This window comes from Paenibacillus monticola, from assembly GCF_009664975.1.
GTDB lineage: Bacteria > Bacillota > Bacilli > Paenibacillales > Paenibacillaceae > Paenibacillus_AQ > Paenibacillus_AQ monticola.
In genome coordinates, this window is sequence record NZ_WJXB01000008.1 from 1 (window position 1) to 23,316 (window position 23,316).

24 protein-coding genes are annotated in these 23,316 nt (G+C 46.8%); 19 read left to right on the plus strand and 5 right to left on the minus strand.

Annotation, left to right across the window (positions count from 1 at the left end):
• Nucleotides 1-1,007: transposase (locus GJB61_RS19870; protein ID WP_154120939.1), on the minus strand; the 1,007-nt coding region annotated here is incomplete at its 3' end.
• A gap of 172 nt (nt 1,008-1,179) precedes the next feature.
• Complete coding sequence (locus GJB61_RS19875; RefSeq protein ID WP_154120781.1) at nt 1,180-1,569, minus strand: hypothetical protein; 390 nt, start codon at nt 1,567-1,569, stop codon at nt 1,180-1,182.
• Nucleotides 1,570-1,778: 209 nt separating this feature from the next.
• Between GJB61_RS19875 and GJB61_RS19880 the strand changes: the two genes are divergently transcribed.
• From GJB61_RS19880 to GJB61_RS19955, 16 genes are all read left to right on the plus strand, one after another.
• The gene (locus GJB61_RS19880; protein ID WP_154120782.1) at nt 1,779-2,477 is read left to right on the plus strand and encodes a response regulator transcription factor; all 699 of its coding nucleotides are present in this window, start codon (nt 1,779-1,781) and stop codon (nt 2,475-2,477) included.
• Nucleotides 2,474-3,940, plus strand: a complete 1,467-nt coding sequence (locus GJB61_RS19885; RefSeq protein ID WP_154120783.1) for a sensor histidine kinase — start codon at nt 2,474-2,476, stop codon at nt 3,938-3,940. The genes GJB61_RS19880 and GJB61_RS19885 overlap by 4 nt, the downstream gene beginning before the upstream one ends.
• Nucleotides 3,941-4,095: 155 nt before the next feature.
• Nucleotides 4,096-5,211 carry a PD40 domain-containing protein gene (locus tag GJB61_RS19890; protein WP_154120784.1) on the plus strand — a complete coding sequence of 372 codons (1,116 nt, stop codon included), beginning with the start codon at nt 4,096-4,098 and terminating at the stop codon, nt 5,209-5,211.
• A gap of 244 nt (nt 5,212-5,455) precedes the next feature.
• Nucleotides 5,456-6,001 (plus strand): MarR family winged helix-turn-helix transcriptional regulator, encoded by a 546-nt coding sequence (locus GJB61_RS19895; protein WP_154120785.1) that lies wholly within the window; start codon nt 5,456-5,458, stop codon nt 5,999-6,001.
• 23 nt (nt 6,002-6,024) lie between these two features.
• Nucleotides 6,025-7,479, plus strand: a complete 1,455-nt coding sequence (locus GJB61_RS19900; RefSeq protein ID WP_154120786.1) for an aryl-sulfate sulfotransferase — start codon at nt 6,025-6,027, stop codon at nt 7,477-7,479.
• Nucleotides 7,480-7,508: 29 nt separating this feature from the next.
• Complete coding sequence (locus GJB61_RS19905; RefSeq protein ID WP_154120787.1) at nt 7,509-8,537, plus strand: ABC transporter substrate-binding protein; 1,029 nt, start codon at nt 7,509-7,511, stop codon at nt 8,535-8,537.
• 107 nt (nt 8,538-8,644) lie between these two features.
• Complete coding sequence (locus GJB61_RS19910) at nt 8,645-9,427, plus strand: ABC transporter ATP-binding protein (RefSeq protein WP_154120788.1); 783 nt, start codon at nt 8,645-8,647, stop codon at nt 9,425-9,427.
• A 12-nt stretch (nt 9,428-9,439) separates the two neighbouring features.
• The gene (locus GJB61_RS19915) at nt 9,440-10,216 is read left to right on the plus strand and encodes an ABC transporter permease (protein WP_154120940.1); all 777 of its coding nucleotides are present in this window, start codon (nt 9,440-9,442) and stop codon (nt 10,214-10,216) included.
• A gap of 99 nt (nt 10,217-10,315) precedes the next feature.
• Entirely contained in the window at nt 10,316-10,753 is a 438-nt protein-coding gene (locus GJB61_RS19920) for a MarR family winged helix-turn-helix transcriptional regulator (protein ID WP_154120789.1), read from the plus strand.
• A gap of 302 nt (nt 10,754-11,055) precedes the next feature.
• Nucleotides 11,056-12,048, plus strand: coding sequence for an alpha/beta hydrolase family protein (locus GJB61_RS19925; RefSeq protein ID WP_338115978.1), 993 nt, complete (start codon nt 11,056-11,058; stop codon nt 12,046-12,048).
• A gap of 132 nt (nt 12,049-12,180) precedes the next feature.
• A complete protein-coding gene (locus tag GJB61_RS19930; RefSeq protein ID WP_154120791.1) occupies nt 12,181-13,293 on the plus strand; it encodes an ABC transporter substrate-binding protein in 1,113 nt (370 codons plus the stop codon).
• A 98-nt stretch (nt 13,294-13,391) separates the two neighbouring features.
• Nucleotides 13,392-14,312, plus strand: coding sequence for an ABC transporter permease (locus GJB61_RS19935; protein ID WP_154120792.1), 921 nt, complete (start codon nt 13,392-13,394; stop codon nt 14,310-14,312).
• Nucleotides 14,313-14,314: 2 nt separating this feature from the next.
• Nucleotides 14,315-15,118 carry an ABC transporter permease gene (locus GJB61_RS19940; protein WP_154120793.1) on the plus strand — a complete coding sequence of 268 codons (804 nt, stop codon included), beginning with the start codon at nt 14,315-14,317 and terminating at the stop codon, nt 15,116-15,118.
• Entirely contained in the window at nt 15,115-16,158 is a 1,044-nt protein-coding gene (locus tag GJB61_RS19945; RefSeq protein ID WP_154120794.1) for an ABC transporter ATP-binding protein, read from the plus strand. The genes GJB61_RS19940 and GJB61_RS19945 overlap by 4 nt, the downstream gene beginning before the upstream one ends.
• 34 nt (nt 16,159-16,192) lie before the next feature.
• Nucleotides 16,193-17,065, plus strand: a complete 873-nt coding sequence (locus GJB61_RS19950; RefSeq protein ID WP_154120795.1) for an alkaline phosphatase family protein — start codon at nt 16,193-16,195, stop codon at nt 17,063-17,065.
• Nucleotides 17,066-17,329: 264 nt separating this feature from the next.
• Complete coding sequence (locus GJB61_RS19955; protein WP_154120796.1) at nt 17,330-17,566, plus strand: DUF6953 family protein; 237 nt, start codon at nt 17,330-17,332, stop codon at nt 17,564-17,566.
• A 265-nt stretch (nt 17,567-17,831) separates the two neighbouring features.
• On the opposite strand, the gene GJB61_RS19960 is transcribed toward GJB61_RS19955, so the two are convergent.
• The 3 genes from GJB61_RS19960 to GJB61_RS19970 are packed head-to-tail and all read right to left on the minus strand — an operon-like array spanning nt 17,832 to nt 21,194.
• Nucleotides 17,832-18,911, minus strand: a complete 1,080-nt coding sequence (locus GJB61_RS19960; protein ID WP_154120797.1) for a mannose-1-phosphate guanylyltransferase — start codon at nt 18,909-18,911, stop codon at nt 17,832-17,834.
• Complete coding sequence (locus GJB61_RS19965) at nt 18,904-20,010, minus strand: glycosyltransferase (protein ID WP_154120798.1); 1,107 nt, start codon at nt 20,008-20,010, stop codon at nt 18,904-18,906. Before GJB61_RS19965 ends, GJB61_RS19960 begins: the two co-directional genes overlap by 8 nt.
• Nucleotides 20,010-21,194 (minus strand): glycosyltransferase family 4 protein, encoded by a 1,185-nt coding sequence (locus GJB61_RS19970; RefSeq protein ID WP_154120799.1) that lies wholly within the window; start codon nt 21,192-21,194, stop codon nt 20,010-20,012. The genes GJB61_RS19965 and GJB61_RS19970 overlap by 1 nt, the downstream gene beginning before the upstream one ends.
• Before the next feature lie 203 nt (nt 21,195-21,397).
• On the opposite strand from GJB61_RS19970, the gene GJB61_RS19975 reads away from it, so the two are divergent.
• The 3 genes from GJB61_RS19975 (at nt 21,398) to GJB61_RS19985 (ending at nt 23,294) form a co-directional block, all read left to right on the plus strand.
• Nucleotides 21,398-21,697, plus strand: a complete 300-nt coding sequence (locus tag GJB61_RS19975; RefSeq protein WP_229522096.1) for a helix-turn-helix domain-containing protein — start codon at nt 21,398-21,400, stop codon at nt 21,695-21,697.
• Complete coding sequence (locus GJB61_RS19980) at nt 21,663-22,607, plus strand: DUF1861 family protein (protein WP_154120800.1); 945 nt, start codon at nt 21,663-21,665, stop codon at nt 22,605-22,607. The genes GJB61_RS19975 and GJB61_RS19980 overlap by 35 nt, the downstream gene beginning before the upstream one ends.
• A gap of 84 nt (nt 22,608-22,691) precedes the next feature.
• Nucleotides 22,692-23,294, plus strand: coding sequence for a 50S ribosomal protein L25 (locus tag GJB61_RS19985; protein ID WP_154120801.1), 603 nt, complete (start codon nt 22,692-22,694; stop codon nt 23,292-23,294).
• Nucleotides 23,295-23,316: the final 22 nt, after the last annotated feature.

A 23,316-nucleotide genomic window follows, 5' to 3' on the forward strand; every position in this document is an offset into this window, starting at 1 on the left:
TGCGTAATCAAAGGGTTTAATTTGGAGACGAGCTCGATTTCGTTTTGAGCACTGTAGGACAGATTGTCTTTTTCCGAATAGGCCGTATCTCCAATTACGGTTTCAACCTGCATTCCTGTAGCCTTACTTTTTTCAATCAGCGTTTGGAGCTGTTTCCCGTCATTTTGTTCGCCCGTCGTAACCGTCGCTGCTGTAATAATTCGTTCTTCACTCATGGCGATATGGGTTTTGTATCCGAAAAAAGAAGAGTCTGCACTTTTGTGTCCCACTTTGGCATCCGGATCGGTCGAGGTTTGTAGATGCTCCACATCATCGGCGACCGTTTCTTTCAGCAGGTTTAAAGGCTCGCTTACCTTGGGAAGTCCCGTAAACCGTCCATCCTGCTCAATCACCGCAACCAACCGCTGGCAATATTCGATTTCATCCTCAAGGACATCCGTAGCCGGCTTGGACGGAAAAACATTTTTCATTGACTCTTCTATACTGTAGATCACTTTACGTACCTTTTTGGAGCGTTCTCGAAGCACTTCTTGCGGGGTCTTTTGGGTATAGCGCGCTTTGGTATGAGTCGAGTCCACAATAATGGTTTTACTGCGAATGACGCCTTTTTCAATGGCGAATTCCACTGTTTTGCCAATGAGCAGATCGAGTAACTTCATATCTTTCAGTCGCAGCTTGCGAAACTTGGTCAACAGACTGGGGTCAATGACCCCTTCCTCCGGAGCCATATGTAGGAAAAACTTGAACGACAGGTCGGTTTTAGAGCGTTCCACCAGATCGACGTCGGACAAGTCAAAGATGGATTTGAGCAGTAGATATTTAAACATTCGGACCGGGTCCACCGCGGTTCGACCGTTATCGTGGCAATAGGTTTCGTTCAGTTTCTCATAAACAAAGCTAAAGTCCACCAGCTCGTCCATTCGCCGTAGCAAGTTATCCTTAGGAATCAGTATATTGTAAAGTTCGATATACGGGCTCAAGATAAAATTCTGCTGCTCAGGGAGCATGGAGACCACCAGCCTTTGATTTGATACTTTAAGTATACCGAAAAAAATAGACATTCTCCTCAAAAAAATGAGGAGAATGTCTATTTGAGATCCTGAAGGACTTTTTCAGTGGCCTCCATATAGGCCGGGGTTTTTGGTGTTATATAGAGGCTGTTTGTAATATGCATCTCTGTTAGCCAAAGGTGGTAAAGGTGCTCTGAGTAACGATCTCTCTCAACTCTGCTTTGTGTGCGGTATATTGTTGTGCTGTAATATTTCCTTTAGCTAGTCGCAAATCGAGCTGCTTGGTGAGCTGAGAAATTTGCAAATTAATCACACTTCCAATATTACCATCATTGTCTGCAGCAATATCATGCAGCGACTTGCCATCATATAAAGCTTCATATAACTCTTCGTCTGACACTTGTTTTAGGCCCTCCAGTAATTCATCTTTATCTGCAACACCTGTTGTTGACCATTTGGCGACCGGGCTTGCGTTTGCAGTAGTATTGTTCCAGTTAATCCCTCCGAAGGACATGGCAACAACCATGGTTCCGACAATCATCACGCGTTTTATATTCATTGAAATCCTCTTTTCTTGTTTTGAAATACCGTTAATGGATGTGTTGTAGATCTCTTGCTAAAATTCATTCTAAAGGAGCAACCTGATAACAACCTTAAGCGCACTTTAAAATAACCTAAAGATTCAATTCTTTGGCCTGATACGCAAACAACGCTATACTACACTCAAGAGGATACAACCTAAATCCCAAGTGAAAAGGTGAACCACTGATGAGTAAAAAAGTACTGGTAGTCGATGATGAGCCGGGTATCGTAAGCGCAATTGCTTATGCACTCCGGCGTGAAGGATATGAAGTGGATACAGCCGGTGACGGCGAAGAGGCACTCAGCAAGGCGCTGACTTTTCATCCGAACGTCATGGTATTGGATGTGATGATGCCCAAGATGAGCGGCTACGATGTCTGCCGGAAGCTGGAGCATCGCGATGATATTGGAATTATTCTGCTGACCGTTAAGAATGATATTGTCGATAAAATCGTCGGTTTGGAGCTTGGAGCGGATGATTATATGACCAAGCCATTCGAAATCCGCGAGCTGCTGGCCCGCGTAAAGGCGTTGCTGCGCAGGCTGGATAAGAATACAGGCGAGGTCAAGACAGAGCTTATCCAATATGGCGAGCTGCGGGTTCACCCGGATCATCGCACGGCTCAGCTTGGCGAAGTGTTGCTGGAATTAACCCCGAAGGAGTTCGATCTTCTGCTACTATTGCTATCCCATCCTCAGCGTGTGTATATGCGGGATGAACTGTTGGAGCAGGTATGGGATATGGATTATGCAGGAGGTACACGTACGGTGGATATCCATATGCAGCGCCTGCGTAAAAAACTGGGTGATCCGTACCAAAATATACTGCAAACCGTTTATGGTATTGGATACAAGGCTGTGCCGGAGGCGAGGAATTATTCATGAGAGTGAGTATAAAACTGAAATTCAGCCTGTTTCTGGCAGTGCTGCTGATTCTGGCTGTAAGCGTGTTAAGTTATGTCGTTCTGCGCGGAGTGGAGCGGAATCAGCTGACCCAGACGGAAGGGTATCTGGCCCAGCATGTTAAAACCGTCAATCTGCGGGTGAAGCAGACTTTTTATACAGGTGTGCGTCTGGAGCCGCAGGCGTTCATGCAGCAGCGGGGCCGAGAGCTGGCGATAGAACTGGCTGGATTCACCGGACTTGAGGTGACACTTTATGATGCGTCGGGACTGCTGGTGGGTTCCTCGATTCAAGGCAATCCGGGGTCCGGCACTCCGGATGTGAAGGAAGTGCTAGCCTATGCACTGCAGAATAAAATTGCTTATGAGAGTGTGGGAGAATCGCTCTTATATTTAGCGCCGCTGCAGGGGCCGGATGAGCAGATGGGGGTAGTCCAATTACAATATTCACTGAAAAGCTCCCAAAGCTTTCAGCGAACATTGCAGAATTTGTTCCTGAGTACGGGGATTGCCGTGCTAGTCCTTAGCTTTATCCTTGGATATTTGTATTTCAACCGAGCGGCAGCAGCGATTAGACGGCTAAAGAAAGCGGCGGAGGATATTCGCCGTGCCAATTATATCGCAGCCCCTCCGTTTCGGCGTAAGGATGAACTGGGAGAGCTGGCTGAAGGCATCTACTTCATGAGTAAGGAAATTGAGACCAATATCGCAGCCAAGGATGAGGAGCAGCGTAAATTGCAGCTGGCTGTGAATAAGCTGCAGGCGCTGGAACAGCAGCAGAAGCAGTATATCGGCAACATCAGCCATGAATTCAAAACACCGCTGACCGCCATTAAAGCCTATGTGGATCTGCTTAATATGTATGATGATGATCCCAAGCTGCTGCTGGATGCCAAGGTCAACATTGCCAAAGAAACACAACGACTGTACGAAATGGTCGAGAAGGTACTAGAGCTAACTGCGCTGGAGAAATATGATTTTGAGTCACAGGCAGAGTTGCTGGAGGTGTCGGAAGCCCTGCGTGATATTTGTGGACGCATGAGCGGCAAGGCAGAACGGTACGGCCTGGTCATTACCCTCGATGTGGAGCTTGCTCATATCTGGATTGATCGAGAAAGCTTTATGCATATTTTTATCAATCTGCTGGATAATGCGATCAAATACAATGTCCCGGAAGGGACGATTCATATTCATTGTGAAACCAGAGAAGGCCGGGTATGGCTGACTATTCGAGATTCCGGTATTGGCATTCCCGAGGAAGCAAGGGACAAAATATTTGAGCCGTTCTACACGGTCAACCGGGACCGGTCCAGACAATCCGGGGGCACGGGCTTAGGTCTGTCACTGGTGCGCAATCTGGTGGAGAAGCAGAATGGAAGTATTGCTCTATTGGAGACAGAAGGGGAAGGATCGGCGTTCCAGCTATCTTTTCCGGCGATATCCTGAGGAGATGTATCGGCTTTAACGGTAGATGTGCGCCAATGTTTACAACTTGGAAACATCCTGTGATGGTTTGGAAATATTCCTCTAGTATGCTTGGAGCAATAAATCAGCTTCCGAAGCAGTGGTGTACAATGTGATTTCGAGAGGGGACAGCATTCATGCAGAAGATCATTAACAATAAGCTCGGCAAAACAGTGCTAATTCTGCTTAGTACAGTTAGCTTGCTGTCCATTGCTGCTTGCGGCACTGGAGAGACAGAAGCCCGGAAAGTCATTGAGCAGTCGGGGAAAAAGATCACCGTGATGGATAACACTACCCAATCCGTCTATACGAAGCTCAAACTTACGAGCATTGATAAGCTGGAGGGCGTGCGGGGAATGGATTGGGTTAGTGAGGACATGCTGGTTGTGGACAAAGAAAACAAAGAACAGACCCCGGTCACTGTTGAAGGTCAGCAGCGTTATCCGCATAATTTCTATCTGCGTGACTTGGCCTCCGGCAAGGAAACACCGCTGAAGGAAGGCGAGCAGAGCCTTGGTTTCGCGCTGCTGTCGCCTGACAAGAAACATGTGTTCTATAAAGAGGTGTATGAGGCTACGGGGATCGGCTACATTATGGATATGGAGACTGGTGTGTCCGTAAAGACAGGTGATGCGGAATTCATGACTACAGAGGGCGAGTGGGCGGATAACGAGCATGTTATTTTTCCGAATATGGAAGGTAATATTGTTAGAGCCGATGTGACCGGTAAGAGTGAGATTGCAGTCAAGACCGGAGTGGGTTATGTGCATAACGTGGTGCAAGCGGGTTCGATCATCTATTACATTGCCCATGAGGACAGCCAACTGATCGCCTATGATACGGGAACTAAACAATCGGAAGTTATTGCTAAAGGGGTCATGTGGGCCATCCCTTCACCGGACGGGGCTAAGCTGGCGCTGGTGAAGCGGACTGCACCTACGGAAATGACGCTGTCCCTCTGCGATACCGCAGGCAATGAACTTTCCACACTGGCTTCCGGCACGCAAGTGTTCGGCACCAGCTGGTCTCCCGACGGCAGTAAGATAGCCTATACTACCACTTCCGAGAATGGCAACGAGAACCGGTTGTTTATCACCGAAGTAGAGACAGGAGAGCAAACTCCGATTTCCAACGATATGCAGGCCTCAGACAAGCTGCGCTGGAGCCCTTCGGGCAAGAAGCTCTTAACCTCCACATCGGTCCTGAAGGACAATGCCTATCAGTTTATGGCATACGTGATTACGTTATCTTAGAAAAGCTAAAGCAACAGAAGACATCCTTCGAGGGTATCTTTTTTATTGCCTTATTAAAACATACTTGACAGGTATGATTAAAGGGGTATATGATATCACAAATACTTCACCACTAATTAAATGAACAGTAAAATAATATATTGAGCCGATTGGACAGCCAAAGGCTCCCGCACATTTCCTAAGAGAGGATGATGTGCCGGGAGTCTTTTTGTGTTCGGACAGAGGCGGAAATGCGGAGGAATAGATGAGCGAGGAACACTGGGAGCAGTTGGAGCAGGCGGATTGGTTGTTTCGCAAAATGGTCCGAAGGTTCGTGAAGGAACGGGATCGGGTTTCGGTGGAGGGGATAACATTGCCGGGGATGCTGATTCTACACAAAATCATCCGTGAAGGTGAGCAGAAGCTGGGTTCTTTGGCGGAGCAACTGGATTTCACCTCTGGTGCTATCACCGCAATAAGCGACAAGCTGGAGGCAGGCGGATATACGGTGCGCAGGCGCAAAGAGGATGACCGTAGGACGGTGTTGCTGGACATTACGGATAAGGGCCGGGAAATGTATGAACGAAACGGCAACATCGGGGCCCGATGTATTACGCTTCTGTTCGAGGGTTTTACGGAGGAGGAACTGGCTCTGCAAAGCCGCTTCTATGAGCGGATCATCAGCAATCTGGAGGGCTTCTCGGATGCTCTTTTGGAACTGGTGCAGCAGAATGCTGAAACCTTCATCCCGTCAGCTCCTGAACAGAAGCCGCAGGGAAGCACGAAGAAGAGTAATTATCTAAGCTACTAAAAGAGCAGAGGAGACATGAATCAATGGGACATTCAACCGTTTATCCAACAGGAGCAACACTATATAACAAGGGTAAGGCTTGGAGTGGGTACACCGTATATCAGGCAGGAGATGAAGGCGTCGTCTTGATCGATATGAACGGCAAAGAGGTACATCTGTGGAAAGGCTTGATCGGCTTTCCTGCCAAAATACTCCCGGGTGGTTATGTGCTGGGAAGCACGGGCAGACGAGATCCCAAGTTCGGCATTCAAGATAATGTAGACTTGGTACAGGTCGATTGGGACGGTAATATCGTCTGGAAATATAATAGCTACGAGCATATCGAGGACCCGGGCTATGAGCCGTTATGGTACGCACGTCAGCATCATGATTATCAGCGGGAAGGCAATCCGGTAGGTTACTACGCACCAGGGCTTGAGCCGAAGGTGGATAGTGGAAAGACCCTTATCCTGGCTCACAAGAACCTCTATAACCACGAAATCTCTGACAAACAGCTGTTAGACGACACCATTATCGAGGTGGATTGGGAAGGGAAGATAGTTTGGGAGTGGGCCGCCAGTGACCATTTTGCCGAACTGGGCTTTGATGAAGCGGCCAAAAACGTGCTGTTTCGTGATCCGAACACGCGGTCCTTCGGGGATCTTGGCGGCGGGGTTGGCGATTGGCTGCATATTAACTCGGCCTCTTATGTGGGTCCTAATAAATTTTATGATGCAGGCGACCAGCGTTTCCATCCGGATAACATTATCTGGGATGCCCGGGAAGCGAACATCATCGCCATTACAGAAAAGAGCAGTGGTGCCATCGTCTGGAGACTTGGACCAGACTATTCACTGCCGGAAGTGAAGCATATTGACTGGATTATCGGCCAACATCACGCGCACATTATTCCGCAGGGCTTGCCAGGAGCAGGTAATTTGCTCGTGTTTGATAACGGCGGCTGGGGCGGTTATGGCCTTCCCAATCCTTCCTCACCCATTGGACAAAAGAATGCGCTCCGCGACCACTCACGGATTCTGGAGATTAACCCGGTGACGCTGGAAATCGAATGGCAGTATACCGCTGCCGAGGCCGGGTTTTCTGTTCCGACCGATTCATATAAATTCTACAGTCCTTATATCAGCTCCGCACAACGCCTATTTAATGGTAATACGCTCATTACCGAAGGTTCTAATGGCCGACTATTTGAAGTTACGCCTGAGCATGAGCTGGTCTGGGAATATATTTCACCATATACCAACCGGAGAAATACGAATATGGTCTACCGTTCCTATCGTGTGCCGTATGAATGGATACCACAGCTTAATAAGCCAGAGGAAATCGCCATCGAGCCGATAGATGTATCCAGCTTCCGAGTACCGGGGGCAGCGCCAAAGGGCTCAGATTCTATAGTGAGCGTTGCAACTACCCTACCGTTCATGGATGGTGCTGCTTGCGTAGCCACTACAGATGAGAGCAGCAGCCGGACAGCCAAGTAGACTATTCTATTATAAAGAGGTGCGTACACTTGAAAAAATCATGGTTTGGTTCAGGTTTTCTGCTCTTATCCCTATCACTAGTCCTGCTCTTGTCAGGCTGCAGCTCCAAAGGAGACGCAGTTGCGTCTGAAGGAACAACGGGTGACAAACCAGCGACTTTGAAGATCAAAATTGCTGATATCAATACGAATGCGACGTTTCGTGTGGCTGTGGACAAAGGGATTTTTGCCAAACATGGGATTGATGCTGAATTAATAAACTTTGGTACACCTGCGGAAGGTGTAAATGCACTATTCATTAAACAAGTGGATGTTGCTTATGGTGCTGATTTCCCTGTACTGAATGCAGTAGCCAAAGGGGATTATTCTATTATTGCCTCAGCCGGTCTGGCAACAGATGCAGCAGCTGCAACGTGGAAATTGTTCGTTAGGGATGCTATTCAGCAGCCGGAGGATTTGAAGGGCAAGAACTTAAGCTTTATGCGGGGCACATTTCTGCCCTACCTGTGGGACGAATATTTGAAGGAGAACCATATTGCCCTTGGTGATGTGATCTTGACGGGACAAGGAGCTTTTGATGAAGCCTATATCGCCCTAAAGCAAGGCGATGTGGACGCAGCTTGGTTTAGTGGTTCTGCGCTTAGTGATAAGCTGAATGCCCTTGAAGGGGTGCATGAACTTACGGACATGTCTAAGACGACGGTTCGGCTAGGCATGGGAATTGTGACATCCAATGATTTTGCGAAGCAGAATCCTGAGGGGATCGCCAATTTCCTCGCGGCGGTTGATGAAGCGGCTACCTATGCCCAGGCCAATCCGGATGAGGCTGCTGACATTATGTTCAAAGAAGTGAAGCAGCCGAAGGAATCTACGCTGAAGGACTTGCCGACTAACCCTTGGAAAGTTGGATTTACACAGGCGGCCTATGACAGTTTGGCCAATCAAAAGAAATATATGGTCGATACCGGCATTATTGAAAATGATTTCGATCTGGGCAGTAAGCTGAGTCTGGAGCCGCTGAAGCAGGCGCTGCCAGAGGCAGTTACGTACGAGAAATAGTTTATGAAAGTATGCACACAAAACTATGCGTATGCTTACGAAGCGAGTTTTGTACGATGCTATTCCAAGATGTCTATACTCACAAAACTTTCAGGAGGTGTCTTAACATGTCTTTACCTGCCAAGCAGAATACGATTCATATCGAGCAGCTCCGCAAAAGCTACAGTGAGCCAGCAGCCGGAGAGCTTCATTACATTATTAAAGACGTAAACCTTGTCATTAAAGGCGGAGAATTCTTCGTGCTGCTGGGCCCGAGCGGCTGCGGAAAATCGACGCTGCTGAATATGATCGCCGGCTTTGTTTCCAAATCCGGCGGCAACCTGCGGGTGGATAATGTTGAGGTGAATAAGCCGGGCAGAGATAGGGCGGTTGTTTTTCAGCAGGCAGACTCTTCTTTGTTTCCTTGGTTGACTGTTCGTGAGAATGTGGAGTTTGGTCTGCGGATGAAGAAGACAGCGAAAACGGAGCGGCGCAGTATCTCAGACCGCTATATCGCACTTGTAGGGCTGAATGGGCATGAAGAAAAGTTCCCCAAGGAGCTATCGGGAGGCATGAAGCAGCGTGTCCAGCTGGCACGGGTGCTGGCGAATGAACCGGCCATTCTGCTGATGGACGAACCGTTTGGAGCTTTGGATGCGATGACCCGCCGAACGATGCAGAAGGAGCTGGTGAATATTTGGCGGGAGACACATAATACGGTTATTTTCGTGACCCATGATATTCAGGAAGCCCTGCTGCTGGGAGAGCGCATTGGCATTATGTCTGTAGGCCCTTCCTCCAATATCACCGACATTTATGAGAACACGCTGACCTATCCTCGGGATGTAGCCTCGCCGGAGTTCTACTCGCTATACAACCAGATTCAGCGACATTTTGAAGAACAGGATTAGGTGGGATATATGATGAAATGGATCGAGAAGAAATGGATTTCCGTATCCTTATTGTGGATTGCCATCCTTGGCATTTGGCAGCTCGGAGCATTTATCTACGGTGTAGATGTTATTCCCGGACCCTGGAGTACTCTGAAGGGTGGGCAAGAACTGCTGGAGGATGGCACCTTGCTGCAATATATCGGCATAAGCTTTTACCGCGTGCTGATAGGCTGGGTTCTAGGCAGTCTAGTCGCCATTCCAGTGGGGCTTATCATCGGAAAAGTAAATGTGATCCGGATCTTTGCCGAGCCGTTCCTGAACTTTATCCGCTTTATTCCGCCCATTGCCTTCATCACACTGTTTCTGGTCTGGTTCGGGATCGGTGAGCAGTCGAAGATTGCGCTGATTATGTACGCGACCTTTTTTATCGTGGTGCTGAATACTTTAACAGGTGTAATGTCGGTGGAGGAGGACAAAATCCGCTCAGCCCGCAGCATGGGGGCGAATGAGTGGCAAATCCTGCTGCATGTGATCGTTCCGGCTACCATCCCTTATATTTTCACAGGTGTACGGCTGGCGATGGGTACCTCCTACATGGCTATTATCGGCGCAGAAATGATCGCTTCCAACGAAGGTGTAGGATATCTGATCTGGAACTCACGTTTGTTCTTTCGCACGGATTGGATCTTTGTTGGCCTCTTTTGCCTTGGATTTATGGGCTTCTTCACAGACCGGCTGTTCGGCTGGTTCGGCAAAAGAGTGTTGTACAGATATGGCGTGGTCAGTGTGGGGGCGCGAAGAAGGTAGGAAGGTATTAGGGGTAATAATTAGATGAAAGATCCTTGACGATGATAGTTGTTGCAACTATCATAGATGTAACAACTATGTTGAGGATGTGTGATTGTTTTGGAGAAACCTTATGAACATACCGAGTTGATTGGATATGCCATTATTAAAGGCGAGGTCTTAATTAAAAGAAAGCTGCTTGGCGTTTTTATGGAAAAGGGTTATGATCTTACTTTTGAACAATGGACAGTACTAAATGTGCTCTATGCTGAACCTGGATTAATTCAAAGCGAAATTGCCCTAAGAACCTTTAAAGACAAAACCAATGTGACTCGTATACTGGATGTGCTCTCCAAGAAGGGATATATTGCACGCGAGGAACATGATAAAGATAGAAGGAGCTATTGCATTTATCTCACCGATTCAGGAAAAGAGATGTTTAGCGATCTTATTCCCGATGTTCAATTGTTCAATGAACAATTTAGAGAAGGCATTTCGGATGAGGAACTTGTAATGTTCCAGAAGGTATTAGAGAAGATATGCAAGAATGCCGAGTGATTTTTTTTGAAATATAAGACTTTATAGGTTTCACACGATAACTTATCCTTATATTTCTCGAAGAAGCGGGTACCGTCCATAAAAGGACGGCGAAGCCGTTTCTTCTTGCATAAATAGTTGTTATAGCTATTATAATTATAGCAACGAAAATTTCATTCAGAGAGGTGGAGATCGTGATGGTAAAGCTGTCTTGGCAAGAAAGATTCGCATTCCGGTTTATTTTTAGCGAGAAGAGGGTTTATCACAAATGGTACGGAAGATTCCTGTTATTTGGAACGGATTACGGGAGATTGAGAAGGGTAGTGGCTAGAGTCGCACATTGGCAGCAATGGTGCAGGGAATGGACAATGGAAGGCGATGTTGTATACAAAAAAGCAGAATTTGCTTTGGCGGAGGGCAACCTGTGTACGGCCAGAGCCTTATTTCATGAGGCTGTTGCCTGCTATCATGCGGGTCAACATATCTTCTTTATCGATAGCCAGCAAAAAGAAAGAACGCAGGAAAAAGCGAGAATGAGCTATCGTAAAGCAATCTCTTTATATAATGAGACAGATCGACCGCTAAGAGTCGAGATACCGTTCAATGGTGTGAGGATTCCAGGTTATTTAAGGAGATCAAGCACTCCCAACCAACCTCTGATCATTTTCGTGAATGGCATGGACAATATTAAGGAAGCGGAAGGGCATCACTTTGGTTCGCTATTTAACCAGCAGGGGTTTAATTTTTTTACATTTGATGGACCGGGTCAAGGTGAACTCTGGAAAGAGTTGAAGTTTGATGCCCGGGAATATCATAAATCGGTATCGGCGATTATGGACTGGTTCGAGCAGCAGCAGCTTTGTGAAATCGATATGAACCGAATAGGTTTGGTAGGTTTCAGCTTAGGCGGTTATTTAGCACCTGTCGCAGCTGCGCATGATCCCCGGGTGAAGTGCACGGTTGGCAACAGCGGATTGACCTATATCGGCGGACTTCATGGACTTCAACGACTCAATCCCATTTGGCAGCGAGGGGTTACGTATATGACGGGCTGCGAAACGCTGGAAGAGGCTGTTCAGTCCTTTGATTATGATATTGCACAAGAACCTGCTCTTCGCTCGCCCTTGTTATTTTATCATGCAGGAAAAGACGAAGTGATGCCCTCGCCCAGAACTCACGCAGATAAAATCATGAGCTGGGCTAAGGGTGAAAAGACACTTCGATACTTTGAAGATGGAGAGCACTGTACTATGAATTATTTAGATGAAGTATTTCCGGAGATGCTGGATTGGTTCAAGAGTAGACTTGAGAGTTAACCAGTCTTTTACAAATGTGCCTATCTGGTTTAATGCCACGGAAATAGTAGCCCTCTATACTGCAGGAGGGTAGAGAACAGCTTGGAATAGAGAGAAGCCCGCAAATAAAGAAATAGGAGTGAAAGGGAAATCATGAAAAAAGGGATCAAGAAACAATGGTTGCTGGGTTTAATGCTGTCCTTGCTCGTCCTGTTGCTTGCTGCTTGTGCAAATTCGGAAGCCAATGCTGATAACACGAACGGAAATGCGGGGGTTAAAGAGTTAAGCCTGCCTGAGCTTGAAGCTGCAGCCAAGAAAGAAGGCAGCGTGGTCAGCGTAGGTATGCCGGATACTTGGGCCAATTGGAAGGATACATGGACTGATATTACTGGGAAATATGGAGTTACACATGCAGATACAGATATGTCGAGCGCAGAGGAAGTTGCCAAGTTCGATGCAGAAAAAGATAAGCCAACCGCAGATATCGGCGATGTTGGGATCGCTTTTGGACCCGTTGCGGTAGATAAAGGGGTAACGCAGCCTTACAAAACCTCCTACTGGGACGAAATTCCAGCTTGGGCTAAGGACAAGGATGGACAATGGATTGTCGGCTATCAAGGTACTATTGCCTTTTTAACTAACACTAAAATTGTCGCCGACCCACCCCAAAGTTGGGAAGATCTGAAGAATGGCAACTACAAAATTATTGTTGGCGATGTAACCAAAGCAGCACAAGCGCAGATGGCCGTGTTGGCTGCAGCGATTGCCTTTGGTGGCGATGAGTCGAACATTGAACCGGGAATTGCTTTTTTTGAGGATTTAGCAAAAAAGGGTCGTCTCTCCAATGCCGAAGCTTCGCCTGCCAATATTGAAAAGGGTGAAGTTGAAGTAACGCTGTTATGGGATTTCAACGCACTGAACTACAGAGACCAGATCAACAAGGATGGTTTCAACGTTGCTATTCCGAAGGAAGGCAGTGTTGTGAGTGGTTATGCAACGATCATCAACAAATGGGCTCCACATCCTAATGCCGCTAAGTTGACCCGGGAATACATCCTCAGCGATGCCGGACAGATTAATCTGGCTAAAGGATATGCCCGTCCTATCCGTGATAGCGTTATTCTGCCGGACGATGTGGCTGCAAAATTACTGCCAGCAGATGAATATGTCAACGCTAAGCCTGTTGGTGATTATAAGGTTTGGGAAGAAACAGCCAAGAGCATTCCACAGCTGTGGCAGGAGCGTGTACTTGTCCACTTGAACTAGTTATTTCTAAATGAAGTGAATTGTAAATATTGGGGCGCCTTCGTCAGGTTTGCGATGAAGCGCCCGCTTTTTATTTCCATGTAAGGAGCGAAACCAAGATGAAACAGAGAAAACGCGGCGTGATTCTAGCACTAATCCCATTCGCACTGATGGTGCTGGCGTTTCAGCTTGTACCTATATTGTCTATGCTGACAAGCAGCTTTCGCAACGAGGACGGAACAGGTTTTACGCTGGGGAATTATTTGCATGCGCTGCAGAGCGCCTATTATATGCAGGCGATCAAGAACAGCCTGCTGATCTCCATTTCCTCCAGTCTACTCGGAATAGTGATTGGGTTGGTATGCGCCTATTGCATCACCCGTTTTACTCCAGCTGTGCGGGACCGACTATTGATGCTGTCCAATATGACCTCGAATTTTGCAGGAGTTCCACTGGCCTTCGCTTATATTATTTTGCTGGGGAATAATGGCGTGTTTACGCTGTTGTTCAAACAGTGGGGCTGGAGTGTGTTCTCGGATTTCAACCTGTACAGCTGGTCGGGGCTGATACTGGTCTATGTATATTTTCAGGTTCCCCTAGCGTTGTTGCTCTTGTATCCATCGTTTTATGGGATTAGAGAGCAGTGGAGAGAAGCCGCCTCCTTGTTGGGGGCAGGACCTTGGCAGTTTTGGAAAACCATCGGCCTGCCGATTCTGGCTCCGGCCATCTTCGGCACACTTGGCATTCTGTTCGCCAATGCGATGGGCGCTTATGCAACGGCGTATGCACTGGTTGGCGGCAATTATAATTTGCTCGCCGTAAGAATTGGATCGCTGGTCGCCGGTGATGTCGTCACTCAGCCGCAGATGGGCAGCACGCTTGCTATTCTGCTTGCGCTGACAACCCTGCTGGCTGTGTATCTCAATCACCGGATGCTTCGGCGCGCACAGCGATTCGGCGGCAGCGGTCTGCTCGGGAAACCGCAGCCCAAAGGCAATACTGTGCAGCGCCTCCGGCCTGCGGCCAGAGAGGAGATGTAACCATGAATACACGAAAAGCGGGCTTTGCACCGCGTACCTTTATACTGCTGCTGATGGTTTATTTATTGCTTCCCCTGCTAGCCACTGGTCTGTATGCCTTTGCGCAGGACTGGCAAAATAGTTTGCTGCCTAAGAGCTGGACGCTGAATTGGTTCAGCGAAATGTTCAAGGATATCCGCTTTCTGGAGGCGTTGTGGACGTCGCTCTATTTATGCTTTATCAGTGTGGCGCTAAGTCTGGCCGTGATGCTGCCGGCTGTCTTTGTGATTACCCTCTATTTTCCGCGCTGGGAGAGCTTTATGAAAGGCATTGTTGTGCTGCCCTATGCCGTGCCGGGCGTAGTCGCCGCAGTTGGGCTTATTCGTACCTATTCCTCGGGACCGCTGAATATTGCCGGAACGGCCTATCTGCTGATCGGCGCTTATTTTGTAGTCATTCTCCCCTATATGTATCAAGGCATCCGCAACAGTCTGTTAACAGTTTCTGCGGTAGAACTGCTGAATGCAGCTGAACTGCTGGGTGCCCGCCGTAGAACGGCTTTTGTAAATGTAATTCTGCCTAATATTTGGCCGGGGGTTATCGTCTCTACACTGTTATCGTTCTCCGTCCTGTTTGGTGAATTTGTGCTTACCAACATGCTGGTCGGCGGTCATATTAAGACCATCCAAGTGTATTTGTATCAACGCGTTGGAGAAAGCGGACATTTGGCGAGTGCGATTGCCATCTCCTATTTTGTATTTATTCTGGTCCTGTCAATGGTACTAATGAAGCTTGGTAAAAAAATGGGGGGAGGGGTGCAGGGATGAAGGATTATTTGAAGCTGCAGAGTGTGCGCAAAATGTTCGGGAATTCATGTGTACTGGACGATGTGGATTTGGAGATTCGTGAAGGAGAGTTAGTGACGCTGCTCGGGCCTTCCGGCTGCGGAAAAAGTACGCTGCTCCGCTGTATTGCAGGCCTTACGGAGCTTGATGGGGGCAGGATTGTTCTGGAGAACAAGGATTTGGCGAAGCTTCCTCCCCGCAACAGAGAGGTGGGGATGGTGTTCCAATCCTATGCACTGTTTCCCAATCTGAGTGTGAGCCAGAATATTGAGTATGGGATGAAAATGCGCGGGTTATCCAAGACCGCACGCCGCAACCGCTGTGAGGAACTGCTGGCAATGGTCGATCTGGAAGCTAAACGGGATGATTATCCACAGTCGCTCTCGGGTGGGCAACAGCAGCGTGTCGCACTAGCCCGCTCGCTGGCAGTCCAGCCTAAGGTACTGCTGCTTGATGAACCGTTAAGCGCACTGGATGCCAAGATCCGCAAGAACCTGCGGACGGAAATCCGTGATATTCAGAAGCGGTTGAACATGACGACGGTATTCGTCACCCATGATCAGGAAGAAGCACTCATTCTCTCCGACCGGATCTGCATTATGAATGGCGGACGGATTGTTCAGGATGGCTCACCGGAGGGGTTGTATACAGCGCCGCGTACGGAGTTCGTCGCCCGCTTCATGGGCAGCTATAATGTTTTGACCCGAAGCGAAGTTATGGCGTTGTTCCGCGGAGTGGAGAGTACCTCCGAAAGCTTCGCCATTCGCCCAGAAGCAGTATCCCTGTTGCTGGAGGGCGAAGGTTACCTGGATGTAGCAGACGGTAAAGTTTTGGTGAGTGGAATCATTCATTCGGTGTCTGTACTGGGCAATATTATCCGTTATACAGTCGATACAGCAGGCATCTTGTTGACTGTCGATTCTCTGAATGATGGGCGCTTTCTGCGAATAGGAGAACAAGATAAAGTTACCTTGGTTCTGGACCCTTCACAGTTGCTGCATCTAGAACGAGAAGGCGCATAAATATATTTAATAAAGTAGAGGAGGCAGGACAACAATGACGGAAATAACGAACAAGCTCATCGTTGTAGTGTTGGACGGACTCAGATATGATGCAGCCCGTAAATATATGGGCTATATGGAGCATCTCGTGGAGCAGGGGATATTATCATGTTATAAAGTCCAGTCGGAATTGCCCAGCCTGTCACGCCCTCTTTATGAAGTGTTGTTGACAGGCACACCAGTGGCGAAGAACGGCATCACGGCGAATCATATCGTTAGGCTGAGCCATGAACAGAGCGTCTTCCATCTGGCCGTTGCCGCCAATCTGCGCACAGCCGCGGCTGCTTATCATTGGGTCAGTGAGCTGTACAGTTCTGCGCCATTCAATCCGTTTACGGATCGTCATCAGCACAATGTAACTAAGCCGATTCAGCATGGCAGCTTTTATTTTGAGGATCAATACCCGGACAGTCATGTGTTTGCAGATGCCGAGTATTTACGGCAAGCGTTTGATCCGCATTTTTTGTATATCCACTCCATGAACATTGATGATGCTGGACATCATTATGGCGGGGAGAGCAAGGAATACGAATATTCTGTACGTAAAGTAGACGGTTTGCTTGCGACTGTATTACCGTTGTGGATGGAGCAGGGCTATAAAATTCTGGTCACGGCAGATCATGGAATGACCTTGAGCGGTTATCACGGGGGAGTTACTCCTGCAGAGCGGCATGTGCCATTATATACGTTTGGAGACGGTGTGCTGTCACCGGAAAAAGAGGTGCAAGCGCTGCCCCAGCTGCGGCTCGCTCCGCTAATGTGCCATTGTTTGGGTCTGGAGCCTGCGGCCGCGATGAGCAAGGAGGGGTTGCCTCCGTTTGTACCAGCGGTGTCACGCCAAGAGGAAGATGAGGCAGTGCAATTATAGGTCGAAATAGGCTGGGAGATATACAATTATTATGTCTAAATACGAAAAAAATGTATATCTAAAGCCAAGATGATTTTGTATAATCATTAGTATATGGAGCACAGAAGCCTCGTCAAGCAAGAAATAATACATATCAGGCCTAAGGACTAGCTACAGTCCGAGGTAGATTACTATACAGCCCGATTCGGTCGTTTTCCGAATCGGGCTGTATTCATGTTATAATGAGGAAACATTTTAGAGCGCAATAAAAGGAGACGTATCGTAATGGAAGTAACTGCACAAGAAGTAGCAGAATGGATGGTTAAGGAGATTCGCTTTACCGGCACTTTGTATCAGACGGCCGCGATTGAATATGTTAAGGAGAATTTCGGGGAGCAATTTGTATTTGTGAATGAGAATGGCAATGCTTCGCTATCCAAAGATGTGAAGAAGGTTTTCCGAAAGCTGCATGGCGGCAAGATTGCTTGGGATCGGGATGGGTTTCTGTGGGCCTGGACGTAAAAAAACAGATCATTAGCGTAACCGCGATGATCTGTTTTTTTATTTCTAGATAAGTTGAACTAAAAACTTAAGAAAAGGTAAAAGTAACGGAGGGGAATTTTGGAACTGTAGGAGCGATAGCGACCGCCTTTGTCTCCGGATTTCATCCGCAAAGAGCGGAATAAATCAAGAAATCTGGAGACAACAGCGGCCGGAAGTCCAAACATTCACCGCAGGTACGATTAAAACCGATTTAGGAAAATCTTAAGTTCAACTTATTTATGCCTTAAATATATTCGGTCATTCCACGTTCCTTCAGCAGATCGACGATCTCCTTAACAGACTGCGCCTTGTCCTTGGGGCAAATCAAGAGTGCATCCTCGGTGTCTGCAATAATAAACCCATCTACGCCAAAGGTTGTAATCAGTCGGCCGTTTCCGTAGATGATCGAATTATGTGTATCGATACCCACATGATTCGCTTTGATAATGTTGCCTGCTTCATCCGGAGGGAAGATTGCCCCCAGTGCATCCCAACTGCCGATATCATTCCAGCCAAATTGACCAGACAGCACAACGACATCATCAGAACGTTCCAGGATACCATAATCAATCGAAATGCTTTGCAGCGTTGGATAAATCTGGTTAATCACTTCTTCTTCCTGTTCAGTACCCAAGCAATCCCTGATTGGCAGCATAGTCTTATACAGACGAGGCAGGTAACGCTTGAAATTATCGATAACCACAGATGTTTTCCAAATGAAGATCCCGCTATTCCATAAATAGTTGCCTGATGTGAGATAACCCTGCGCTTTCTTGAAGCTCGGTTTCTCCACAAATTCCGCAACCTCATAGATGGCGACAGGATTCGTAGAAAGAGGTTCTTTATCAAAGGCGATATAGCCGTATCCTGTTGAGGGGAAGGTAGGCTTAATGCCGATCGTTACAATTTTGTCTGACTCCATGGCAACCGTGCAGGCTTCATCCAGCGTCAGACGGAATTGGTCCTCATCAGTTATATAATGATCGGAAGGCAAGACAACCATTAAAGAGTCACCGTGCGCCTTATCAATGGAGAATGCCGCGAACAGGATGCTTGCTGCCGTATTTCGCGCCACAGGTTCGATCAGTATGTTTTTTCTGGACACACTGCTATGCATGATGCTCTCCATTAATACGGCCTGAGAACGATTTGTCACGATAACCGTATTCTCCTGAGGGATAATCCCTTTGAAGCGTTCGATCGTATCGTTTAACATAATATCGTTGCCGCTGATATTGAGTAGCTGTTTCGGTGTTTCTTGTCTGGACAATGGCCAGAAGCGTGTTCCGCCCCCGCCAGCTAGGATGGTAGCGAATCTATTCATGATGCATCACCAAATGGGCAATAGAGTAGGAAATGATACTTTCCGAACCTTGATTAAGGTTCAATCCTGTCGAATGGATGCCGTCATAACAAGCGCCGGTTTGTGGATCAATTAGAGAAATATTCAAAGAGTTATGTCCTAGATACCATTTGTAGCATAACTCAGCCTGCTTCAGGTAAGCAGGATCTTGGAGAACAATGGCGGCTTCTTGGCAAGCAAGCAGCATTTCGCAGGCTTCAATCGGCTGTTCATCATAAGGAGCGGCTTCTCCATCTCTTAGCAACCAGCCATGGCTGCCAATCGGCTTATAATATCCTTCTATAGAAAAGGTCTGCGATGCTAGAAAGTCCAAGCTTTCCTTGGCAGTGTCCTTCAATAGAACGTTGCCTGAAATGCGGAAGGCCTTTAAGAGAGCCCAAGGCAGCATCGAATTTCCGTACGTAAGGCTGTCTTCGAACCAATTCCAACCCTTCCCTTTGTTGCGGCTATAGGATTCGTGCAGACGGACTGCAATATTCTCGATTAGGCTGAGGATAAATGCTTTGGGCAGGAAGGCTTGTTCTTCCGCTGTATTTGTCTTGTGGCGGTATGGAAAAGCATAACTTAAGGCATCAGGCGTCTCTATCAAATAACTTAGGCCGACAAGAGCATAGGCACGAGCACGGGGAGAGACAAGCGCTTCAAGATGCGGTAAGGCTTGGTTAATTAAGTAACGGCAGGTGTTCATTAAATTATCAGGCAGGGAGTCTGCATGTGAGAGTGCGAATCCTAGCGCCCATAACGTGCGTCCTTGGCAATCCTCAGAGCCATTATCCTCCATGAAGGAACGGTTATAATCCATGAAATTTCTGAAGTTCCCAGCAGTATTCTGTGCGTGATGGATGAAAGAAATATAAGTATGAATCAGGTCCAGCGCCGCTGAATCCTGGGTACGGCTATATAACAGAACGGCTGCGATTAAAGCCCGGGCATTATCATCTGTGGTGTAGCCCTTGGAACGGTCAGCAACGCCAAATTTCGTATGCTGAAAAATTCCAGTATCATCGGTTATTCTGTATAGATAATCGGATCTGAACTGTTGAATCGTTGGGGTTTTCATTAAATCACGCTCCTATTGGCTAACTCGGAGATCGCGATTTTTTCCTGAAACAGAGCAGCATAGGTTTTGGCAATTTCACTCCACATCATGGTTTTTCCCAGTTCAAGCGTACGGGCTTCCATTTCCTTCACTATAGCAGGGTTATTCAGTAATTGTAGGATACAAGCTTCTAGGGAAATGGAGTCACGAAATTGTGCCAGCAATCCTCTGCCTTCGGCCAGCATTTCCTCAGCATATCGGTAAGGAGTGGAAATAATGACCCGTCCATAACCTACTCCATATGCCAAAGTACCACTAACGGCCTGATCTTTACCTAGATAAGGAGTCATATAGATATCTGACATGACAAGTGAATGAATGACTTCTTCTTGTGTCAATAGCTTGTCGACGAAGAGAACGTTCTGCTGCAGATCCAATTCTTCCACGAGATCAATCAGTTTTTGTCTATATACCTCGCCGGTTTCCAGTTTGACAACCGGATGTGTTTTGCCCCAAATGATATAGAGAGCCTCGGGATGCTGTTTGACTACTCCGCGCATGGCCTCAATGCCGTACTCAATTCCCTTGCCAGGACTTAAAAAGCCAAAAGTGGACAAGATCTTACGATCTGCAAAGCCATATTGTTCTTTAAGTTTTGCTCTGGATTCGCTTTGGACATAAGGCACGCCATGATGGATGAAGGCAATTTTTTGGGTGTCAATTCCATAAATAGAGGTCAAGTCCTTGACGGTAGACTGCGCCATTGTTACAACTTTAACAGCGAGTTCCGCAACTTTATTAATGATAAAGCGTTGTTTGACAGATGGTTTTGTTAACACGGTATGGAAAATGGCGATATAGGGAATACGGAGTTTCTCAATGAATGGAATTAAATACTCGCCGCTTTCGCCCCCATAAATACCGAATTCATGCTGGATAACAAGCAGATCCACGTTTGAAGAGTTGAGATATTGGGCAGTTTCTGTATAATCCGCCTGATTTTCCTGGTCAATCTCTCTAAGGACTTGTTCCCCATAGTGATAGGATGCATTGTTGTTATTGATAGCAATAATACGCGGTTGGTTGAAGCCCTTAATCTGTGCGAATTGATCTAATAAATCTTGTGTGAACGTAGCAATGCCACATTCTCTTGGCAGACTGGTGCCCAAAAAAACGATATTACGATTGCAACTTATGTTATCCATTCAAAGAGCCTCCCTATGAATCCATTTTTTGGAGAAAAAAAAGAAAATAAAGAGGACTTTATTTTCTAGGGAAAGGTTTTGTTTAAAATTTTTGATAAAAATGCAATTGTTTTCCTTTTATTACTATATCATGACCGTTTTTTCTTGTCAATTTCATTGACTCTCTTGTATTCTATATATATATTGATGTTGGAGGTGCAAGTATGCCAGTAATAAAGAGTAAACTGAATGAGGTCATGTTGAATCATGATCCAAAACTATCCATAAGAAAACTTGCGAAAGATGTTAATTATCATTTCGATTCCGTGCGTCGGATGTATAAAAATGAGATGGTACAATATCCCCGTGATTTGCTGCTGAAGCTTTGTTTATATTTTGATGTTCAGCCAGGGGAGCTCATTAGAGTCGAAGCGGATGAAGATAGTGATTGTACAATAGAGGAAACAGGCGATCGTCAGGAGGACAACAATGACAACGAATCTACTGAAGCCGGCAACCTGTGAGCAGCTTTTGGACACATTTTTTGCGAACCTGCGCGAAACGACGGTGAAGAAGCTAACCTTCTCCGGAGTTGGAAACCGGGATGTCTATAATATAACAGCCCCGTTTCAATATAGCGGGGAGGAAGTCATCCTAGGCAGAGTTGAAGAGCGGGATAGCGAGTTCTCTCAAGTCTTCTTTTTCACCTGTGAGGATGAGGTGTGGAGCCCCCGTATACATACACATACATACAACCTGCAAGATCCATGTATGACCCTCATTAAGGGTGAATTAATTGTGGGTGGAGTCGAAGTTATTACGGACACTGATAATCCGGATAAGATTGTGTCATGGGTTACTCAATTTTATCGCGGATTCGAGATTGATTCCTTAATTCACTTCTCGTCTGGGCCGGGTACGATGAAGGATATACGACTAATCGAGCTTGGGGATGGACGAGTAGGGGTATTCACAAGACCGCAGGGTGTACGAGGTGGGAGAGGGCAGATTGGTTTTACCATCATCCCTTCGCTTGATGAGTTAAATGAGCAGACCTTCATTGAGGCAGAGGTGCTACAAGATCAATTTGTGTCTGAGGAGTGGGGAGGAGCGAACGAAGCCCATCTATTGAGCAATGGCCATATAGGCGTTCTGGGGCATATAGCTTGTCTGGATCATAATGCTCAAAAGCACTATTACTCCATGGTTTTTTCGCTGAATCCTGAGACCTTTGAGACTACTCCGATCAAGATTATTGCCACAAGAGGTGACTTTCCCATCGGTCCTGGCAAACGGCCAGACCTTAATGATGTTGTTTTTAGCGGTGGATTGGTTCGTTCGGGGAATGGCCGGGCGGTGCTATCTGTGGGCGTTAGTGATGCTGAGGCTTACCAAATTGAGATCCCCGATCCTTTTTGCGAATATGAAGCTTGAGAGTGGCTGATTTGACTAGATTCTATGGTCATGTTATAATTAGATTGACAAGAATCTATGGTCAAAGAGAGCGGGAACTAAGAAATGAGTAAATTATTACAATTAAATGAACGTGTTGCTGGAACAAAGTCCGACATGAAACTAGCTAGAAAAGAAGGACGTATTCCAGCTGTATTATATGGTGTTGGTAAAGATACGCTTACTTTAGAAGTTAACGAAAAAGCAATGTTGGACATGCTTAAGAAAAATCCGCGTGCGATTCTGCAAGGCAAGGTATCTGATGCTAAAGTAATGCCGATCATTGTTCAGAACATTCAAAAAGATACTTTCACAGGTAAATTAATGCATATCGATTTTCAATATGTGAACATGTCCGTTAGTATGGACAGTAATGTTACTCTTCATTTCTCTGGAGAACCCGTTGGTTTGAAATCAGGTGGAGTTCAACAGGTAGAAATTTATGAGGTACAAGTTCGTTGTATGCCTGATGTACTGCCAACTTCGATGGAAGTAGACATTAGTGGTCTTGAAGTCGGCGAACAACTGCTCGTTTCTGATCTTGTGTTCGTAGACGGTATTGAAGTATTGACTGATCCTACTACAGTTATGATTCAGATCAAACTGGTACAAGAAGAAGTTGAAGAAGAAGTAGCAGCACCAGCAGCAGAAGTAGTAACACCGGCCTAATATCAACACTATACAGCATTAG

Excerpts from the sequence above, each read along its gene's own strand:
- GJB61_RS19940 (WP_154120793.1), top strand. The coding sequence starts at position 14,315 with ATGAATACACGAAAAGCGGGCTTTGCACCGCGTACCTTTATACTGCTG.
- GJB61_RS19890 (WP_154120784.1), top strand. The coding sequence starts at position 4,096 with ATGCAGAAGATCATTAACAATAAGCTCGGCAAAACAGTGCTAATTCTG.
- GJB61_RS19950 (WP_154120795.1), top strand. The coding sequence starts at position 16,193 with ATGACGGAAATAACGAACAAGCTCATCGTTGTAGTGTTGGACGGACTC.
- GJB61_RS19975 (WP_229522096.1), top strand. The coding sequence starts at position 21,398 with ATGCCAGTAATAAAGAGTAAACTGAATGAGGTCATGTTGAATCATGAT.
- GJB61_RS19930 (WP_154120791.1), top strand. The coding sequence starts at position 12,181 with ATGAAAAAAGGGATCAAGAAACAATGGTTGCTGGGTTTAATGCTGTCC.
- GJB61_RS19980 (WP_154120800.1), top strand. The coding sequence starts at position 21,663 with ATGACAACGAATCTACTGAAGCCGGCAACCTGTGAGCAGCTTTTGGAC.
- GJB61_RS19960 (WP_154120797.1), bottom strand. The coding sequence starts at position 18,911 with ATGAATAGATTCGCTACCATCCTAGCTGGCGGGGGCGGAACACGCTTC.
- GJB61_RS19885 (WP_154120783.1), top strand. The coding sequence starts at position 2,474 with ATGAGAGTGAGTATAAAACTGAAATTCAGCCTGTTTCTGGCAGTGCTG.
- GJB61_RS19910 (WP_154120788.1), top strand. The coding sequence starts at position 8,645 with ATGTCTTTACCTGCCAAGCAGAATACGATTCATATCGAGCAGCTCCGC.
- GJB61_RS19895 (WP_154120785.1), top strand. The coding sequence starts at position 5,456 with ATGAGCGAGGAACACTGGGAGCAGTTGGAGCAGGCGGATTGGTTGTTT.
- GJB61_RS19970 (WP_154120799.1), bottom strand. The coding sequence starts at position 21,194 with ATGGATAACATAAGTTGCAATCGTAATATCGTTTTTTTGGGCACCAGT.
- GJB61_RS19880 (WP_154120782.1), top strand. The coding sequence starts at position 1,779 with ATGAGTAAAAAAGTACTGGTAGTCGATGATGAGCCGGGTATCGTAAGC.
- GJB61_RS19985 (WP_154120801.1), top strand. The coding sequence starts at position 22,692 with ATGAGTAAATTATTACAATTAAATGAACGTGTTGCTGGAACAAAGTCC.
- GJB61_RS19875 (WP_154120781.1), bottom strand. The coding sequence starts at position 1,569 with ATGAATATAAAACGCGTGATGATTGTCGGAACCATGGTTGTTGCCATG.
- GJB61_RS19945 (WP_154120794.1), top strand. The coding sequence starts at position 15,115 with ATGAAGGATTATTTGAAGCTGCAGAGTGTGCGCAAAATGTTCGGGAAT.
- GJB61_RS19935 (WP_154120792.1), top strand. The coding sequence starts at position 13,392 with ATGAAACAGAGAAAACGCGGCGTGATTCTAGCACTAATCCCATTCGCA.
- GJB61_RS19915 (WP_154120940.1), top strand. The coding sequence starts at position 9,440 with ATGAAATGGATCGAGAAGAAATGGATTTCCGTATCCTTATTGTGGATT.
- GJB61_RS19965 (WP_154120798.1), bottom strand. The coding sequence starts at position 20,010 with ATGAAAACCCCAACGATTCAACAGTTCAGATCCGATTATCTATACAGA.
- GJB61_RS19955 (WP_154120796.1), top strand. The coding sequence starts at position 17,330 with ATGGAAGTAACTGCACAAGAAGTAGCAGAATGGATGGTTAAGGAGATT.
- GJB61_RS19900 (WP_154120786.1), top strand. The coding sequence starts at position 6,025 with ATGGGACATTCAACCGTTTATCCAACAGGAGCAACACTATATAACAAG.